The sequence below is a fragment of the Flagellimonas olearia genome, from assembly GCF_009184425.1.
GTDB classification, from domain to species: domain Bacteria; phylum Bacteroidota; class Bacteroidia; order Flavobacteriales; family Flavobacteriaceae; genus Flagellimonas; species Flagellimonas olearia.
In genome coordinates this window covers 739,304-759,078 of sequence record NZ_WELG01000001.1, presented here as the reverse complement: position 1 = coordinate 759,078, position 19,775 = coordinate 739,304, and the positions used below count along the sequence as shown (strand labels likewise).

Genomic DNA, 19,775 nt, shown 5'->3' with positions numbered 1-19,775 from the left:
AAAGATTATTTGCTTTCTTCCACACGGAGCATAAATCCTCTCCTGTTTACATTCACAATACTTATTCTGGAATCTTTGGCCAAATGTTTTCGCAAATGTGAGATGAAAACGTTGAGGCTCTTTTTGTTAAAGTAGTCGTTCTTATCCCAAATGGTGGTCAGGATTTCCTTGTGTGTGCAAAGTTGGTTCATATTTATCGCCAGTAAAGATAAAAGGTCAAACTCCTTACCCGTAAGTTTTATCTCCTCATCTTTATATCTCAGGCTAAATCTATCCGTGTCCAAGGTGTAATCGCCTATTTGATAACTGGATACTTGTCCTTCCTCTGGTTGCGTACTTGACAAACGGGATAAAAGCGCATGGATCCTTACCACCAGCTCCTCTTCATCAATGGGTTTCTTCAGGTAATCCACAGCACCTAGGGAAAACCCTTTCAACACATCTATTTTTAAGGATCGTGCGGTTAGAAAAATAAATGGAAGCTGGGGGTTTATGCTTTTAATCTTTTGGGATAGTTCAAAACCGTCCATATCTGGCAACATTACATCCAAAACGGCCAAATCAAACACATTGGCGTTGACTTTTAAGAGTGCATCTTTGGCATCCTTGGCCCACGAGACCGTAAAGCCCTTCATTCCCAAATACTCCGAAAGCAAATACCCCAAGGAGGCATCGTCTTCCACCAAAATCAATTTATACGTGTTATCCATTTTTTGTTAGGTTAAAAGAAAGCGTGAACGTAGTCCCCTTTCCCAGTTCACTATCCACTTTAATATGGCCATGGTGCATCCGCACAATTTTTTGCACGTAGGACAAACCAATACCATGCCCCTTTACTTTGTGTAGGCCACCATTTTGCACCCTATAGTATTTTCTAAAAATCCGTTTTCGTTCCTTTTCTGAAATACCTTGTCCATTATCTGAAATGGCAATGATCAACTTCCTTCGATGCACATGGGCCTTTAACCGTACTTTGGGGTCGTCCGCATACTTTTTGGCATTTTCCAATAGGTTGAGAATGGCGTTTTCCAAATGGAACTTTTCCAAGCGCATATGATACGGACCTTCTTCCAATTGATATTCAAAATCCGTATTCTCATACTGTGCAAGCATTTTAAAATCCTCACATATCCGGTTAAGCTCAGGTCTAAAATCCAATTCGGCGAACTGCATCAGTTTTTTTCCCGATTCCAAGCTGGCCAACTCCAACACCTTGTCTATATGTTGTTTGAGTCTATCTGTTTCCCTGCGTATGAGTTCAAGAACCGGTTTCTTATCCTCCGGAAGACCATCTTCCAGTATTTTGCTTGCCAAGCCTATGGAAAATACCGGGGTCTTGAGCTCATGGGTAAGATTGTTTATAAAATCGTTGGTAGTGGTAATGATACTGCTCTGCCAATAAAAAGATCGTAACACCCAAAACACTACCACTATAATAGCCAAAAGGAATAACAGCCCTGGAATGGTAAGACCATTCAGCTGACGGTAGAAATACGTATTGATATCCTCAAAGCCCAGCTCCAAGATCACTTCCTTTTGTAGATGTTCGGGAAGATACCCTTCAATTTTTATGGGATAGGTGAGTATGTCCTTACCCTTTACATGTGGCTTTTGAGAGCTAAGGTATAGCGTGGAATCCCTAGCATACAAGGCATATGTGAAAGGAGCGTCTATCCCCGACACGCCCAGTTGATAGGATATGTAATCATTCAGGTAAAACTGTGAGGCTCTTTCCAGACTGTCCAAACCGATTCTCACTTCAGAAGTATCCTTGGTTATGGCATTGGCAAGGGTATAGGAAAGCGTATTGAACTCGGAAAGTTCCTCATTGATATGGCTTCTTGCTTCGTCTATTTTTTTTGAAAACTGTACCCGGGCCAAGCCCAGCCCTACCTTCAAATATTGATACTGTACTACCAAAAGTCCAATGACAGAGACCACAAAAACAACAACATATACGTTTCTCTTTGTCAGCATATTGCGAAATAAGTAAAAAAACACCAGCAATTTACCCATTGGTTAAGTAGATTAATCTTTCATTAATCTTTTTGTTTTTTTGTTAATCCCAAGTTACTGTACAAGTCCTTATTTTTACCCTTGAGTTTAGTTAATAAAGAATTAAGTAGTGTAACTTTTTCCGAAAAACACTGAAGAGGTCAATCCATTGGATTGGCCTTTTTAATTGTACCCTTTTCTTTATTTAATCTCTTCTTTTATAGGGAAAGGTTTGTGTAGCCTGTTTCACATATCCCTTATATTTGTTTTCCAAATTTTAAGCATGTTTCATTTTTTTCAAAAAAAATACTTCTTGGCCGATTATCTGCATGGCTTGGTGGACATACATAACCATATACTCCCCGGTATAGATGATGGGGCCAAAAATGTGAAAGAGTCCATAAACTTGTTGAACGGTTTTTCTGAGCTGGGTATTACAACTTTTGTTTGCACTCCCCATATCATGCACAATCATTACGACAATACCCCCAACACCATATATGCGGCCCATAAATTGCTTGTGAATGAAATAATATCCAAGCAAATGGCCAATATTTCGCTTGAACCAGCGGCTGAGCACATGATTGATGACAATTTTGAAAATTTACTGGAAAGTGAGCAGGTCATGGCCCTAAAAGGAGAATATCTTTTGATAGAGATGTCCTACCTACAGCCTTCGCTGAATTTTAACGAGGCCATTGATAAGATAGCCATGCACAACTATTTCCCAATATTTGCCCATCCCGAACGCTATATGTATTACCATAGAAAGTACAAAATCTACCCTTCCTTAAAGCGACAAGGAATTTTGTTTCAGTTGAATCTTCAGTCGCTTAACCCACTTGCCTATGGGAATGAGGTTCAGAAAACAGCCATGAAACTATTGCGCGACGGGTTGATTGACTATGTGGGTTCGGATGTTCATAATATGAGGCAATTATCCCTCATCAAGGAAACCAAAATATCCAGAAGCAACCTAAACCTTTTGCTTCCCATCATTGAAAATACAATACAAACCTTTTATTGATTATATTAACCAAAGCTCCACCATTTTTTAATGGTCTTGCCGTATCCGTAGCCGTATTTCCCTCCGTACCCCAAGTTGTTCTGTTTCACATTGTTGACCACGAAGGAGAGGTTTTTGAGTTTTCCTTCCTTTTTGAGTTTCAAAGGAAAATCCAACACTTTTGTTTCCGTAACCCCGGCTTTGACCACGTATAGTATTTGATTTGCATACTCGCTGATCAGAAGCGTATCAGTAACTACCATCAGAGGGGCTGTATCCACTACCACATAATCATACCCATCAGATACTTCGTTGAACAACTCTTCCATTCTGTCGTTCATAAGTAATTCTGTAGGGTTGGGCGGTATTTTACCTGAATAGATCAAATCTACATTGCCATACAGGTCCTGTGCAGGATTAATGATGTCCTTCAAGTGTACACTTGGGTTGCTCAAATATTCCGTTAACCCAATTTTCACATCTCTTTTGGGCTTATTGTCTGTGGAGTCAGTATCTCCCGAAAAGAATGTATATAATTTTGGGTTCCTAATGTCAGCTCCTATAAGCAAAACTTTTTTACCTGTATTGGCAAAGATGTTTGCCAAATTGGAAGATATCAGGGTCTTTCCTTCTCCAGGGACACTGGAAGTAACAAAGATAATATTGGCTTTATCACTTTTTCCCTTGGACTTATGGATATAGTCCAAGTTGGTCCTTAAAATCCTTAGGGACTCCGCGAGTACGGAACGGTCTTCTTTTTTAACCAATTTACTGGCTTTCTTGCCAATTTTTGGGATTTCAGCAAGTACTGGGATATCACCTGCGTTGTTCTCCAAATCCAACTTGTTGTGAATCTTGCTATCTAAAATATCCCTCAAATAGATTATGGAAGATGGTATTAATAATCCAACGAGAATTGCTCCCAAATAGATTAGTTTTGGTTTGGGGGAGATGGGTTGATTAGATCCATATGCAGCATCCACAATTTTTGATTTTGGGGAAGCAGAGGCAAAAGCTATTTGCGACTCTTCCCTTTTCTGCAATAAGTACAGGTATAGAGACTCTGTGGTTTGCTGTTGTCTGGAAATATCCCTCAAGGCCCTTTCATTACTTGGAGCTGCATAAATCCTTGAGTTAATTTGGGAGAGTTGCTTGCTTATGCTATTTACCCTTAAATCCAAATTGTTGGTTACATTATTCAAACTAGACTGCATCCCCCGCTTTAAAGCTTCCAATTGTTGATCCAGTTTTACAATAACTGGGTTTTTCTCATTGGAACTTTCCAGTAATCTGTTCCTTTGTGCCACCAAATCATTGTAACGTTGGGCCGCATTTGAAATCCCTGAATCATCCAGTCCAACATTGGTAGGAATAATATCAAAACCTTCTTGCTCACCAATCAAATCCTTCATTGAGTTCGCAATATTCAGCTGGATATTTGCACTTTGAAGCTCTTGCTCACTTGCAGCACTCTGGCTAAAATTAACACTACTCTGTGAACCTAAGTCCGCAATACCCCTATTTTCTTTGAAGGTTTCAGCAGACTCATCAACCGATGAGAGATCTGTGTAGATTTCAGCTATTCTATCATTGATGAAAGCGGAAGTCCTGTCTGCAACTGCTTTTTTATCTGCAACAGCATTTGCGTTATTGGTTAAAACAAGCTCATCTATCACATCTATAGCCCTTTCTTTTACAGGGTCGACCAACGCTATGTTAATTATGTTTGAAAATTCTGCGGCCTGACTTACCATCAATCTTTGTCGGTATCCAGAAGCCACTTTAGGTATTGGGCGCACAACAATTTTTAGGCGATGATTTCTATAAGATTCAAGGTATTCCGTATTGGGAATCAATATTACATCTCCTATTTTGGTTTTAACATTGGATCCAAAATCATACTGCTTAAACGGCGAATCTTCGCTTTCTGAGTATTTAAAAGAAGTACTGGAAACAATCTCTACAAAAAACTGGTGAGTGGATTTGTTCACTATTGAATCTGGAGAAATAAAATTAATATTAAACGGATATTTACCTCCATAGAGTTCACTGTCTCGTATATTTCCGAGTACAAAATATCTTACGTTCAGCTTTAATTTCTTGACAACCTCTACCAAATTACTACGTGACATGAGAATTTCAACCTCATCTTCAATTTGAGTTTTTCCTCCAGAAAAAATATCCAAATCTTTTAACACACTTAATTCAGATGTTCCACCCTTATCCTCAATAATTTGAATCTTGGCTGATGCACTATACTGTGGAATTGAATATCTCATGTATAAAAATGCCAATGAAATAAACACCAATACACTAACAAGAAACCATTTCCACTGTTTCAGGAAAGAATCTAAAATACTCTTAAGGTCAAATTTGGGGTCGGCCATAATATCTTACAGAAATAATAAAACTTACAATCTAAACGAATTAATTTCTAGTCAATAAAACTACAGTGGAAGTAATCAAAATTGATATCACGGAAACCGCTATTGAAGCTCGTTGGTCCAAACTAGATGCTGTCTTTCCTGATTTGTTGGGTTCAACATACACAACGTCGTTTTGGGTAAGGTAATAGACGGGGGATTTTAGTGCTTCCTTGCTATTCAGGTCTATTCTATTATAAACTTTAGTGCCATCAAAGTCTCTAAGCACCATTACATTGTCCCTTCTACCTTTAATATTAATATCTCCTGCAAGCCCCAATGCTTCCATTATGGTGATCTGTTCCCCATTTACGGAATAAGTTCCCGGTCTATTGACCGCCCCCATAACGGTAACAGTAAAATTTCTTATCCTTATGTTTATAATTGGATCTTTAAGGTAATCTGCCAATTTCTCACGTAACAACTCTCTCGTTTCACTTGGAGAAAGTCCAATAATTTTTACTTTTCCTATAACGGGAAAGTCTATCTCCCCATTTTTATCAACCAAATAATTTACCTGCTCGGCCCTCATGCCCCCTTCCTCTGCCCCTCTAAATAAATTAAAAGGCGCACTGGCTTCTGGATCCAATGTAGAAACATGAATACTCAATAAATCGTCCACTTTGAACTTGGTTGTAAATGTATTATTATCGACCAAAGTTTCAAATTGGCTTGCATCTTGGAAATAAACAACGTCTTTGGAGGGCGTACATGACGCCAGTATGCATACAAGAGCAATGCTGCATGCAAATTTTACTTTTTGGTACATTGAGGTATCTATTTAGTTATTTAGTTGGGGAATTTCACTTTCATGACTTTTGGTGCCAACCAATTTTTTCTGGTTGTCCAATTTACAAAAATCTGAATTGTTGGATATATATTCCGGTACAATCTTTTTCATCAATTGGACAACATTGTCTTTGAAGAAAAGATTTGAAATGCAAAGTTCTTCAATCAATGTTCTAGTGGTATTATAGTCAATGTCCCGAACCTTACTGATCATGATTTTATCGTGGTATGTAGGAAGTGTGTTCTCTCCATTGGCCAACAGTTCTTCATAAAGCTTTTCCCCGGGACGTAAGCCCGTAACTTTAATATCAATGTCGTCCGGGTAATGTAATCCGGAAAGGCGAATCATATTCTTTGCCAAGTCCATTATTTTAACCGACTCTCCCATATCGAAAATAAATATTTCACCACCCATTCCCATTGCTCCAGCCTCCAACACCAATTGGGATGCCTCAGGAATAGTCATAAAATATCTGGTGATTTCCTTATGCGTTACGGTCAAAGGTCCTCCCTTTTCTATTTGCTTTCTAAATAAAGGTATCACCGAACCATTGGACCCTAAAACATTTCCAAATCTTGTGGTAACAAATTTTGTGTACCCATCCTGTTGCCTACAACTTATATACATTTCGGCAATACGCTTGGATGCGCCCATGATATTGGTTGGGTTCACTGCTTTATCCGTTGAAACAAAAACAAACTTTTCCACCTTGAAATCAACAGCTAAGTCAGTTATGGTCTTTGTGCCCGCCACATTGATTTTTACAGCTTCATATGGATTTTGTTCCATTAGTGGGACATGCTTGTAGGCTGCTGCATGAAAGATTCTGTCCGGTCTATATTCCTCAAATAAGACCCGCATTTTATTCTTGTCACGTATATCACCTACAATGGGGATGAAATTATAGAACCCAGATTGCTTCAACTCTTGTTGAAGATCGTAAAGAGCGGACTCGGCCTGGTCAACAACAATGAGTGTTCTGTAGTTATACTTACAAATTTGTCTTACCAATTCGCTTCCAATTGATCCAGCCCCGCCAGTAACCATTATAACTTTATTCTGAAAATCGTTGGCCACCTTACTATTTCTTATCTCAATGGGTGGGCGATCCAATAAATCCTCTATCTGCACCCTCTTGATCTGTGAGATTTTAAGTTCCCCATTGATCCAGTCTTCCACTGGAGGAACAATTTTCACTTTAACCGGTAAATCAACAATCTCATTTACCAAAATTCTCAACTGTTTGGGGCTTATATTCTGAATTGAAAAAATTACTTCGGAGATATTATTGTATCTGACAAACTCGTCCGTCAATATAGACTTATCATATACTTTTACCCCATTGATATGTTTTCCGACTTTCTGTAAATCACTATCCACAAAACCTACCACCTTAACCCGCAACTTTGAATGATTGGTCAATGTATTGTATGTAATTATCCCTGATTCTCCAGCTCCGTACAAAATAATATTTTTAGCAGGGTCATGGCCGCTCTTCATTAAACTCTCATAGCAAATTTTAAACACATATCTAGATGCAGTCAAAGCGATAAAGGAAACCAAACTGTTTATAATAATAATTGACAGAGGAATGGTAAAATCCAATACCAAATCCATATATCTATTGAGCAAAACAACTACAATTGCACCAATACTTGCCAAGCAAACAGCATTGAAAATTGCATAGACATCCTTCATACCAGTATGCCTTACAACTCCCTTGTAGCTTCCAGAAATCAAAAAAGAAACCAAAAAAAGAGAAAGCACCACAGGCAATTGGGTCCAAAGTTTTTGCACGTCAAAATCAAAGCTCAGATTAAAACGTATGAAGTAGGCCAAAATAAAGGACAGTGCTATTAGACATAGGTCAATAAAAAGAACCATTCGTTTGGATCCATATCTCCCGATATTCTCAAATAGCAAAGTTTTAAAGAAGTTCATAGGGGCAAAATTTGTACATAACAAATGTAAAAATAAACCCAAGTCAAGCTCTGATAAATCGGTAAAACGGTTTATTAATCGCTTAAATGACCCTACCCTAGTATAAAGGCCCGTTAAAGTGACAATATAACAAGGTAAACCTTCATTTTAACTAAAACCTATGGTTAATGTAATTCTATATCTTTTAGAATTTAGATATTTGCTTTAAACCTAAATCAAAGCTATTGTGCGTACCAAAGTTAAAATTTGCTTAGTCGGGGGTGAGGATGCCCATAAGAGGATTCCCCTCGCTCAACGGTTGATGCAAAACGGCTTTGATGTGACCATTATAGGGTCAGCAGATTATACATACCCTAAGCAGATACGTTATCTAAAGTACGCCTTAAACAGAAAGCTTAACCCCATATCAGATATTCATACTCTTTGGTTCTACAACCGCTATTTCCGAAATGAAAAGTTCGACATTGTCCAAACTTTTGATACCAAACCCGCTTTTTTGGTGCCACTTGCCTTAAAGAGTGCTAACACAAAAATTGTGCGAACCATAACAGGCTTAGGGACAATCTTCATGTCAAATGGCCCAAAGAATAGAATATTAAGAAAAGTCCACGCCTCCTTTCATAGATTGGTGCGCAATAGGGTCACCCATACTACTTTTCAAAATAAGCAAGATAGAGACTTCTTTTTGAACAAACACCTCGTGAATGAGACCAATAGTTCACTCATTTATGGAAGTGGAATAGAGCTTGACGTATATACTGGTTCACATAAAAAACAGTCAGAAACCTTCACTTTTTGTTGTGTGGCCAGATTGGTTTACGAAAAAGGCGTAATCAATTATTTGGAAGCCGCAAGAATCTGTTCCGATCAAGGTTACAAATTCAAGTTCTTGCTAATAGGCCCATTGGAAGAAAATTCCAAACGTCTCAATCAACAAATATTGGAAGAATATTCAGAATATGTGGAGTGGTTGGGCCCAAGAACAGATATCCCCCATTGGCTTCAAATTTCCAGCGCATTTGTTCTTCCAACATACAGGGAGGGCTTTTCAAGGGTCTTACTGGAGGCCTGTGCCACAGGCATTCCCTCCATCACCACCAAAGTTCCGGGATGCCAAGAAATCATCAGGGACAGAAAAGAAGGCATTCTTGTTGATGTCGACAATTCAAACCAATTGGCGGAAGCCATGATACTATTGGCCAGGGATAAAGGACTTTATGATAGTTGCGCGGCGAATGCCAAAGTACATGTAGAGCAATTTTCAATTGATAAAATCAGTAAAGATTACATGCAGTTATATTTTTCATGCTTGGCCATGAAAAGCAGCAATGGAAAAGAAGTTTTAACCAAAGCAGAATATTTATGAAAATACCTTTTTCACCTCCCTATATTGATGAGAATATCAAAAATGAAGTTTTAGATTCTTTAAATTCTGGTTGGATAACCACAGGACCAAAAGTAAAAGAACTGGAGAACCAGATTGAGAGATTTTGTCAAGCTCCAAAAGTTCTCTGTGTAAACTCTTGGACGTCTGGTGCCTTACTAATGCTAAAATGGTTTGGAATACAGGAGGGAGATGAAGTCATTGTTCCTGCCTACACCTATGCTGCCACAGCATTGAGTGTTATTCATGCAGGTGGAACTCCCGTAATTGTTGACGTTGGTGATGATTTCAATATATCAATGTCCAATATTGAGAAAGCCATCAATAAAAAAACCAAGGCCATAATGCCCGTGGATATAGGAGGGTGGCCCTGCGATTATGAAGCTTTAAATACGCTGATAAACCGCAAAGCACATCTGTTTGAACCTTCAAACGAAATTCAAGAAAAGCTTGCAAGAATATTGATTATTTCTGATGCCGCACACTCCTTGGGCGCAAAGTACAGAGGTGTTTCGGTAGGCCAGCATACGGATGTGACCATTTTCTCGTTACACGCAGTAAAAAACGTGACCACCGCCGAAGGCGGGGCCATATGTCTCAACTTTCCAGAGCCTTTTGACAATGCGGAACTTTATGCCGATCTTCGATGTTACTCCCTTAACGGACAGACCAAAGACGCCTTTACCAAAACAAAGGCAGGTGCTTGGCGGTATGATATTGTTTACCCAGGTCTAAAAATAAATATGCCCGATGTACTTGCCGCAATAGGTCTAGGACAATTGGCCATTTACAAGGACGTTATTTTACCAAAAAGGAAAGATATCTTCTTGACGTACAACAAGTATTTTAGCGAAAAAAAATGGGCCATCCTCCCGAATTACAGTGATGGCGCTACTATATCTTCTTGTCATATCTATGCACTCCGGATCAAAAATGTGAATGAAAAGCAAAGAGATGAGATTATAAATCAGATTTCTTCCAAGGATGTTGCCGTGAATGTACATTTTCAACCTCTGCCGCTTTTGAGTTTGTTCAAATCAATGGGGTACCGCATTGAAGATTGCCCAACGGCCTTTGCCCTATACGAGAATGAAATCTCCTTGCCCATATACCCCCAGTTGACCAAGGAAGAAATAATACACGTGTGCGAAACGGTCGCATCCTGTGTGGAATCGGTTTTAATGGCAACTACATAGGCTAGACTTTATCATATGAAACGTATACTTGATATTTTTCTTTCATCAGTTGGGATAGTGCTGACCAGCCCCATATTATTGCTTTCATCAGTATTGATCAAACTGAGTTCCAAGGGACCAATCATTTACAAACAGAAACGTGTGGGGAGATACAACAACGATTTTAATATCTTCAAATTCAGGACAATGTATCTCAACTCGGACAAGAAAGGGTTGATAACCGTAGGTGACCGGGATCCTAGGGTCACATCGGTGGGTTATTATTTAAGAAAGCTTAAGATTGACGAACTGCCTCAACTGTTCAACGTCCTTTTGGGCCAAATGAGTATGGTTGGTCCAAGACCCGAAGTAAGAAAGTATGTAGACCTGTACAGCCCTGAAGACTTAAAGGTTTTAAACGTAAAACCTGGGATAACCGATTATGCATCCATTTTGTTCAGAAACGAGAATGAGCTATTAAAAGATGCTCCTGATCCACACAAAAAGTACATTGAGGAAATTATGCCCAAAAAGTTGAGCTTAAACAAAGAATATATCAGCCAACAAAGTTTTGTGACAGATTTGAAAATAATATGCTTGACCATGAAATCAATCCTAAACCTAAAATGATTTTTCATTATGATGATTGAAAACAATCCTTTTACTTCCGATATATATGCTGAAGAATGGATGAAAAGTTTTTTTCATGGTAAGCAAGCCCATAATTTCCGTTCTATAAAAGGTGTCTCTTTTACCAAGAACAAATTTCTTCCGCTCTATACCAACGTAGGTAAGTACAAAACCTGTGGTATTTCCTACTCATTGGATCAAACGGGACTAGAGGATGACTTTAAAGGCAAAGTATTTTTAATTTATGACATCCCTGATTTTGTGCATATTGATACCACCAACATCCCTAATAAAATGGGGGTTCTAAAATCAAAACAATACTACGGCTACCTTATAGATTTGAACAATTATGACTCAATAAACTCATATTTGGCCGATAAATTAAGTGGTAGAAGAAAAAAGAAACTTGTTGCAAGCAAGAAAAAAATGGAAGGTGAACTCCTTGTGGAATATAAGGTTTATGAGAGCAATATCCCAGTAGAAAAATACGAATACCTTTTTGAATCCCTGTTCCTCCTGATAGACAAAAGATTCACGAACAAAAACACAACCAACGCACACTCTCCAATTGAAATCAAGAATTGGTATAAAAGTCTATTTTTTAGGCTAATCCAGAACAACCAGGCTTCTATCACCAGTGTTGAAGTAAGCGGAACCCCCATAGCCGTAAGTTTCAATTATAATTCATCAGAATTTCTTTTTAGTGCCATTCCTATCTTGGATGATGATTTCCTTAAGTATGGGATTGGAAATATTCGTCTAATCAAGAACATTGAATATTCCATTAACAAAAAGTTCAAGTTTTATGATTTGGGCAAAGGTTCCTATGGTTACAAACACAGATGGGCAACCAAAAAATATTCTTTCGAACATCATATACTGTACGATAAGAGATCACCCAAGTCCATCCTAATTGCTACTATATTAATCTTTTATTTCCGTCTCAAACAATTTGCCCGGAAAGTATACCGCAAGGTCCTCAAAAAGGATAATTAAACAAGTTTTTATCCAATGAACCTATTTTATTTGTTAACCATTTAAACGAGTTCAGGAATTGATATTTGAACCAAACAACAACATATGTGTGGAATTTATCTAACTAACATACCATTTGAAGAAGAAAATGTCAGGCTTAAGTTGGAATCCATTAAATATAGAGGTCCTGATCATATGGGAATCCAAAAAAAAGACAATCTGTATCTTGGACACCTACGTCTGTCTATTCTGGATCTTGACCCACGTTCCAATCAACCCATGCGCCACGGACATTTATACATCGTCTTTAATGGGGAAATATATAACTACAAAGATTTAAAGGTTGAGCTTCAAAGTCTTGGACATACCTTTTGTACTGAAAGCGACACCGAAGTATTGCTTGTTGGTTATCAAGAATGGGGAGAAGCACTTTTGCAGAAAATAAATGGAATGTTTGCCTTCTGTATCTATGACGAACATGCCAAAACTATTTTCTGTGCTCGAGATCGATTGGGTGTGAAACCCTTTTATTATTACTGGAAAGATGGGACTTTTGAGATTTGTAGCCAAATTCAACCGTTGCTTAAGGGCAAAAAAGTGGATGAAGAGGCCGTTTCCATTTACTTGGATTGCATGTTCATTCCAAGTCCATATACCATTGTAAAGGATGTTTACAAACTCCCCCCTGGCAATTTTATGACCATCAACCTTAACGATAACAGTAAAACAATCAATGAATACTGGAACCTTAAACCCGTTTCCAAAAAGAAACGAAATTATGCGTTGGCCAAAGAAGAATTAAAAGAATTGCTTTTTGATGCCGTTAAGATTAGACTGCAATCCGATGTCCCTATCGGTGCTTTTCTATCGGGTGGAATTGATTCTGCATTAGTATCCAGTATTGCCATGAAAGTTTCCAAAGACCCCATTAATACCTTTTCTGTGGGCTTTGATGTTAAGGAATATGATGAAAGCCAAAAAGCTGAAGAATATGCAACGATCATTGGTTCCAATCATAGAACAATAATCTGTCGTATTTCAGATATCTCATCTCTTATTCCCAAAGTCACCGAAATATATGGAGAGCCATTTGCTGATAGCTCCGCATTGCCTACGTTGTTACTAAATGCAGTGGCAAAAAATCATGTAACGGTGGCATTGGCAGGTGATGGTGGCGATGAAAGCTTTTTAGGCTATACCTATTTCGATTCATTGATCAAACATAAATCTATTATTGACATCCCTTTTGGAATCCGCAAATTTCTTTCTAAGCCCGTTTTCCTGAATTTTATTGGACAAAACAACCATAGGGTAAGAAATGCGTTGCTCACAAAAGATCGAAATGGATTTATTGAAAATATTTTTTCCAGAAAGGGAATGCTCCTTAAAACAAAGCAACAGGGTTGGATGAAGCATTACCAAGGTTACAAATCTTGGTCCAATGATTTTCTACAAAAGGCTGCCGATCTTAATATCAAACTCTGGTTGGAAAACGACAGTAACGTGAAGGTAGATCGAGCAAGCATGGCTTCATCCGTTGAGGTTCGCAGTCCTTTTCTTGATTACAGAATTATAGAATTTGCCAGAACCTTGCCTGTGTCTTTTCGTTATCAACGTAATCGACAAAAACGAATTTTAAGAGATCTCTTAAATGAGTATATCCCCGAAACCATTTTTAACCAACCCAAGAAAGGTTTTTCAATACCTCTGGCCAAGTGGATAAGGGAGGATTTAAAGGATGAGTTTAAAAATACCCTAAATGATGATTTTTTAACCAGAGTACCTAATTTAAATGTCTCCAAATGCAAGTCTATTCTAGATGAACATTTTACAGGGCAAGCAGATCATTCCGCCAATATTTGGAAATTGTATATGCTGGCAAAATGGTACACTATGTATGATAAGATGAATACCATTTGATCAAAAAAATCCAATATGGTCAAAAAAAGAGCCCACTGGATAGTGGGCTCTTTTCATATTTTTCAGGTTTATTCTATAAATCTACAAGATTCAAGAACTCCTCGAGATTGGTATACCCGTCACCATCTTTGTCCTGAGCACTGTCATCTATAGAGGTGTCCAAACCATTGGCTTCCTCCCATTCATCAGGCATACCATCATTATCATTATCCACATAATGGGCTCCTCCATTTATAGGCGGCACTATATATTGGGTCAATTGGTCTCTCCTTGGTAAAATCGTACCGGAAGTTACGGCATCTAAGTATTCAACATCCAAAACGTCGAGATTGTTTAAAACATTTCCATTGGCGTCAAGCCTTGCATTTGCCCCTACATTTGTAGATACGTCGCTGAAAGCCTCATATGCCGTTTTTATATTAATTGGTGCACCCAACAATGGAAAGTCCAAATCACTTTTGAAGTTTTTAGGCAAAGGGTCGTCCCTTTTCAATGAATTATCATAAGTCACATGAATACTCCAACTATCATCAAAGTTGTCAATATCAGGATTTGAATAGTATGGTTCATAAACATTACCATGGCTATAAATTGAAGGAGCTCGATCACTTGAACTCCAAATGGAATGTTTTGGGCCCGTTTTATACAATGATTCAAACGAGTTTGTTGGGGAAAACAAATGCCAGTTATTGATATGATTCAACTTATATCCATCCGTATTGCTACTGGTCCTGTATACATATCTCCAAATCACATTATTTATTACCTCAACATTTCCATCAGAATAAATGTTGGGAAATCTATGGGTTATATTATACCATAGATTCTCCAGTACAGAGATATCCCCTACTCCCGAAGGGTTTTCGCTTGAACCAAACAATCCACCGGTTTTGCTATCTCCCATCAAAGACCGTTGAAGTGTAATATTACTTGTCGTCTTACCAACAACATCCGTTATTATACTAATAGCTTCGTCCGCACCAAATCCAACAGAACAATGGTCGAATATGGCTCCATCAAGATAATAACCGCTTACAGAATCATTATGGCTGCCAACACCTCCTCTAAACCTAATATATCTGATAATCATATTGTCACTATCCTGAAAAACAACACGGGCACCCGCTATTGTTATCCCGCCTGCAGGGGCCGTTTGGCCGGAAATTGTGAAATCACCATTTCTAACGAATAAACTAGACTCAAGATTAATGACTCCAGCAACGGAAAACACAATCATCCGTTTGCCAGATGCCTCCAAGGCATCCCGCAGACTTCCGGGGCCACTATCATTTAAATTGGAAACATAAATAACTTTGCCTCCTCTTCCTCCAGTGACATAAGCACCAGCTCCAAAAGCGGTTGGGAAAGCTTTCAATTCACTGGAAACCTCATTGTCAACAACGCTTTCGCCAGGGGTTTCTCCTTGTTCAGATTGGTTCTCATCTATAGTCTCCTCAATATCTTCCTGAACAATATCGTAAAACAAATCACTGTCCTTATTACATGATCCAAGCAAAAGGCTAAGGAATAGGATGATTGATGTCATTTTTGTTTTAAAAAGCAATCTTTTCATAATTATCTTCATTGGGGTACTGTAAAATTAACGATGAAACTTTGTTTTTTAGATAAAAAGATTGATTTATTCGATGAAATGCACTTTTGATTGCAAATTTAAGGGAATTAAGAATCAATGATTTATCCTCTCTCATAAGTTATCATCTAGTTATACACAAAATTTTCACGGACTTACGTAATACATCGATAAAACAGATCACTTCATCGAGTGATTTTAACAGAAAAATCGATGAACTACCTATTTTGTTTGCTTCACCTTAACATTAGCCCATATTTTCCTGTTTGAAACCATGATGTTTCAATATGGATTTAGCAACTTTGTAATATCAAATTGAATTATATATCAAATGAAAATATTGGTTACGGGCACTGCTGGTTTTATCGGATTCCATCTTACCAGAAGACTTCTTGAAAATGGCCATGAAGTGGTGGCTCTTGATAATATAAATGACTATTATGATATAAATCTTAAGTATGCCAGGCTAAATCAGCTGGGAATAGCCAAGGATTGTGCAGAAAATGTGGATATGCTTTGTGAAAGCAAAAAGTATCCCAATCTAAAATTTATCAGGTTGTCCCTTGAAAATAGGCAAGAGCTTCCTAAATTATTTGAAAAGGAGAAATTTAACGTTGTATGTAATCTCGCCGCACAGGCAGGGGTTAGGTATAGTTTGGAAAATCCCGAAGCTTATGTTGACAGTAATATTACCGGGTTTTTGAATATATTGGAATGTTGTAGAAACTATGGTATTGAGCATTTAGTCTACGCCAGCAGCTCCAGTGTTTATGGTTCCAATAAAAAAATACCATTTAAAACTGATGACAATGTTGATCATCCCATAAGCCTTTATGCTGCTTCCAAAAAAAGTAACGAGTTAATGGCGCATACCTACAGCCATCTTTTTGGGTTTGTGACCACTGGGTTAAGGTTTTTTACAGTATATGGTCCTTGGGGAAGGCCAGACATGGCCTTGTTCCTTTTTACTGATGCGATTACCCAAAATAAACCCATAAAGGTATTCAATGAAGGTAAAATGGAAAGGGACTTTACTTATGTAGATGATATCGTGGAGGGGATTTTGCGAATCATTGAAAGCCCTTCACAGAAAAGAAAAGAGGAAGGAAATATTTATAAGATATATAATATTGGCAATAATGATTCCGTGAAATTGATGGATTTTATAGATATTATTGAACAAGAACTGCATATAAAGGCCAAAAAGCAAATGTTGCCCATGCAGCCAGGTGATGTGGAAAAAACATGGGCAGATGTTGATGATTTGATCAACGATTACGGTTATAGCCCCTCTACACCAGTAAAGCTTGGTGTAAAGAAGTTTATCGAGTGGTACAAAGACTACTACAATAAAAAAGATGGATAAAAGGCAGCTCTATATGAATTGGTAAATTGTTTTGGTTTTACTTTTAAAAACTCTTTATCGGAATTTATGTACAGTTAATATAAAACCGCGTAGCTTTTTATTTTTTTTTATGGATTTTTGCGCCTCAACCATAGAATAAAAAATGAAAAACAACATATTGGACTTCAAATCCCACTTTCATGTTTTGGTAACCGGAGGAGCTGGGTTCATAGGGTCAAACCTTACTGAATTTCTTTTGGAAAACGGAAACCAAGTTACTGTTTTGGACAACTTTGCAACAGGTAAAAAAGAAAATATCGCTCCCTTTTTAAATAATCCGAATTTTAGACTGATCGAGGGAGATATCAGGAATTTAACCACATGTAAAGAAGCTTGCAAAGATGTGGATTTTGTGCTCCACCAAGCTGCTCTGGGGTCTGTACCCCGCTCAATCAACGACCCTATAACCAGCAATGAGGTAAATGTCTCAGGTTTTTTGAACATGCTTGTTGCCGCTAGGGATGCAAACGTGAAACGCTTTGTCTATGCAGCCAGTAGTTCCACATATGGGGACTCCAAGGAGCTCCCAAAGGTCGAGGATATAATCGGCAAACCATTATCCCCTTACGCCATTACCAAATATGTGAATGAGCTTTATGCCGATATCTTTTCCAAAACATATGGGATGGAAACCATAGGTCTTCGATATTTCAATGTTTTTGGACGCAGACAAGACCCCAATGGGGCCTATGCCGCCGTAATCCCAAAATTTGTAATCCAATTGATTAACCATGAAAGCCCCACTATCAATGGTGATGGTAGCTATTCCAGGGATTTTACATATATAGATAATGTGGTTCAAATGAATATGAGAGCCTTGATGTCCCAAGACCCTAGAGCGGTGAACACTGTCTACAATGTCGCCTATGGACAGCGAACGGACCTAAATGAGTTGGTGTCTCTTTTAAAACACTATTTAAGCAACTACGATCATGAGATAGCAAAAATAGATGTAAAATATGGATCCGAAAGAACCGGTGACGTCCCCCACTCATTGGCGTCCATAGAAAAAGGGAAGGAGTTGCTGGGCTACAGTCCTAATTTTGATATTGAAAAAGGACTGCAAGAAGCTGTTAAATGGTACTGGGACAACCTAAAATAAACAAACATATTGGACGTTATCCAAATACAATCTTGCAAATTTTCATATACCCCTAAGAAGTAAATCAATATAGAGAATGAATTTAACCGTTATTGGAACTGGCTACGTAGGCCTTGTTAGTGGCACCTGTTTTGCCGAAATGGGCAACAATGTTACCTGTATAGATGTAGATGCAAAAAAAATTGAGAACCTCAAAAAAGGAGTCATTCCCATATACGAACCGGGTCTTGAACAAATGGTTAAAAGGAATGTGGCCAACGGTACGCTTCATTTTAGCACTGTACTGAAAGATCATTTGGCAACCTGTGATCTTGCGTTTATCGCGGTAGGCACTCCAATGGGTGAAGATGGTTCGGCTGATTTACAATATGTACTACAAGTTGCCAAGGAAATTGGCCAGCACATGAGTAACTCCTTAATTGTAATTGATAAATCTACAGTACCTGTTGGGACTGCCAACAAAGTTTCAGATGCCATACAAAAGGAACTTGATGAACGTGGGGTTAAAATAGATTTTCAAGTGGTTTCCAATCCTGAATTTTTAAAAGAAGGGGATGCCATTAACGATTTCATGAAACCCGATCGAGTGGTGATTGGTTCCAATGATGAAGCTGCAACCAAAAAAATGCGGTCTCTGTACTCTCCGTTCTTTAGAAGTAGCATGGACCGATTGATAACCATGGATGTTAAATCTGCAGAAATGACAAAGTATGTGGCCAATGCCATGCTGGCCACCAAAATTTCATTCATGAATGAAGTTGCCAATATATGTGAACTGGTTGGGGCTGACGTAAACAAAGTAAGGATTGGCATAGGTTCCGATCACCGAATTGGATATAGTTTTATATATCCCGGGAGTGGGTACGGAGGCTCCTGCTTCCCAAAGGATGTCAAAGCCTTAAAACGCATGGCCGAGTCCCAAGGGTATGAAGCACAGTTGATTTCAGCTGTAGAAGATGTTAATGACAGGCAGAAACTTGTAATTGCCAAAAAAGTGGTCGCACGGTTTGGTGATGATTTAAAAGGGAAAACATTTGCCGTATGGGGGCTTGCCTTTAAACCAGAAACCGATGACATGCGCGAAGCACCCGCCATCTACATTATCAAAGATTTGGTCGCCAGGGGAGCTAAGATCAAAGCGTATGACCCCAAAGCAATGGATGAAGCAAAACACTTTTATTTAAAGGATATTGAAAGCATAACCTATTGTGACTCAAAATACGATACCCTAACGGATTCTGATGCAATGATTCTTTTAACGGAATGGAAAGAATTTAGATCGCCTGACTTCGAAGAAATAAAACATCGATTGGAGCAACCTCCTGTGATATTTGATGGACGAAACCAATTCAATCATGAACTTTTGGCCGAAATAGGAATAGAATATCATCAAATCGGTAAAACAAATTAACATTATAATAAAGAAACAACAACCTCT

The 19,775-nt window shown here is 38.3% G+C and carries 15 protein-coding genes; 9 read left to right on the top strand and 6 right to left on the bottom strand.

The annotated features are described in order from the left end of the window. Positions 1-5: 5 nt before the first annotated feature. Together F8C76_RS03105 and F8C76_RS03100 are read right to left on the bottom strand one after the other, a co-directional pair. On the bottom strand, positions 6-710 hold the full coding sequence (locus F8C76_RS03105) for a response regulator transcription factor (protein WP_152130428.1): 705 nt from the start codon (positions 708-710) through the stop codon (positions 6-8). Further along, entirely contained in the window at positions 703-1,977 is a 1,275-nt protein-coding gene (locus F8C76_RS03100) for a sensor histidine kinase (RefSeq protein ID WP_152130427.1), read from the bottom strand. Before F8C76_RS03100 ends, F8C76_RS03105 begins: the two co-directional genes overlap by 8 nt. A gap of 301 nt (positions 1,978-2,278) precedes the next feature. Here F8C76_RS03100 and F8C76_RS03095 point away from each other — a divergent pair, with 301 nt between their 5' ends. Continuing rightward, positions 2,279-3,022 (top strand): tyrosine-protein phosphatase, encoded by a 744-nt coding sequence (locus tag F8C76_RS03095; protein WP_152130426.1) that lies wholly within the window; start codon positions 2,279-2,281, stop codon positions 3,020-3,022. A 5-nt stretch (positions 3,023-3,027) separates the two neighbouring features. Here F8C76_RS03095 and F8C76_RS03090 read toward each other — a convergent pair whose 3' ends face one another. The 3 genes from F8C76_RS03090 to F8C76_RS03080 are packed head-to-tail and all read right to left on the bottom strand — an operon-like array spanning position 3,028 to position 8,155. Next, positions 3,028-5,388: a GumC family protein gene (locus F8C76_RS03090; protein ID WP_152130425.1), complete on the bottom strand. Its 2,361-nt coding sequence runs from the start codon at positions 5,386-5,388 to the stop codon at positions 3,028-3,030. Between the two features lie 40 nt (positions 5,389-5,428). After that, on the bottom strand, positions 5,429-6,193 hold the full coding sequence (locus F8C76_RS03085) for a polysaccharide biosynthesis/export family protein (RefSeq protein ID WP_152130424.1): 765 nt from the start codon (positions 6,191-6,193) through the stop codon (positions 5,429-5,431). Positions 6,194-6,205: 12 nt separating this feature from the next. Further along, a complete protein-coding gene (locus F8C76_RS03080; protein WP_152130423.1) occupies positions 6,206-8,155 on the bottom strand; it encodes a polysaccharide biosynthesis protein in 1,950 nt (649 codons plus the stop codon). Between the two features lie 226 nt (positions 8,156-8,381). On the opposite strand from F8C76_RS03080, the gene F8C76_RS19050 reads away from it, so the two are divergent. From F8C76_RS19050 to asnB, 5 genes are all read left to right on the top strand, one after another. After that, positions 8,382-9,521: a glycosyltransferase family 4 protein gene (locus tag F8C76_RS19050; protein WP_335341877.1), complete on the top strand. Its 1,140-nt coding sequence runs from the start codon at positions 8,382-8,384 to the stop codon at positions 9,519-9,521. Beyond that, positions 9,518-10,735 carry a DegT/DnrJ/EryC1/StrS family aminotransferase gene (locus tag F8C76_RS03070; RefSeq protein ID WP_152130422.1) on the top strand — a complete coding sequence of 406 codons (1,218 nt, stop codon included), beginning with the start codon at positions 9,518-9,520 and terminating at the stop codon, positions 10,733-10,735. Before F8C76_RS19050 ends, F8C76_RS03070 begins: the two co-directional genes overlap by 4 nt. 15 nt (positions 10,736-10,750) lie before the next feature. Continuing rightward, positions 10,751-11,344: a sugar transferase gene (locus F8C76_RS03065; protein ID WP_152130421.1), complete on the top strand. Its 594-nt coding sequence runs from the start codon at positions 10,751-10,753 to the stop codon at positions 11,342-11,344. A 9-nt stretch (positions 11,345-11,353) separates the two neighbouring features. Next, positions 11,354-12,340: a GNAT family N-acetyltransferase gene (locus tag F8C76_RS03060; RefSeq protein WP_152130420.1), complete on the top strand. Its 987-nt coding sequence runs from the start codon at positions 11,354-11,356 to the stop codon at positions 12,338-12,340. A gap of 84 nt (positions 12,341-12,424) precedes the next feature. Then, positions 12,425-14,239, top strand: a complete 1,815-nt coding sequence (gene asnB, locus F8C76_RS03055; RefSeq protein ID WP_152130419.1) for an asparagine synthase (glutamine-hydrolyzing) — start codon at positions 12,425-12,427, stop codon at positions 14,237-14,239. A gap of 73 nt (positions 14,240-14,312) precedes the next feature. Here the strand turns inward: asnB and F8C76_RS03050 are convergent, their stop codons facing one another. Further along, positions 14,313-15,812, bottom strand: a complete 1,500-nt coding sequence (locus F8C76_RS03050) for a hypothetical protein (protein ID WP_152130418.1) — start codon at positions 15,810-15,812, stop codon at positions 14,313-14,315. A gap of 349 nt (positions 15,813-16,161) precedes the next feature. Here F8C76_RS03050 and F8C76_RS03045 point away from each other — a divergent pair, with 349 nt between their 5' ends. The 3 genes from F8C76_RS03045 to F8C76_RS03035 all read left to right on the top strand — a co-directional run bounded on the left by F8C76_RS03045 (position 16,162) and on the right by F8C76_RS03035 (position 19,748). Further along, positions 16,162-17,196 carry an NAD-dependent epimerase gene (locus F8C76_RS03045; RefSeq protein ID WP_152130417.1) on the top strand — a complete coding sequence of 345 codons (1,035 nt, stop codon included), beginning with the start codon at positions 16,162-16,164 and terminating at the stop codon, positions 17,194-17,196. A 142-nt stretch (positions 17,197-17,338) separates the two neighbouring features. Continuing rightward, a complete protein-coding gene (locus tag F8C76_RS03040; protein WP_152130416.1) occupies positions 17,339-18,337 on the top strand; it encodes an SDR family oxidoreductase in 999 nt (332 codons plus the stop codon). 76 nt (positions 18,338-18,413) lie between these two features. Beyond that, positions 18,414-19,748, top strand: a complete 1,335-nt coding sequence (locus tag F8C76_RS03035; RefSeq protein ID WP_152130415.1) for a UDP-glucose dehydrogenase family protein — start codon at positions 18,414-18,416, stop codon at positions 19,746-19,748. Positions 19,749-19,775: the final 27 nt, after the last annotated feature.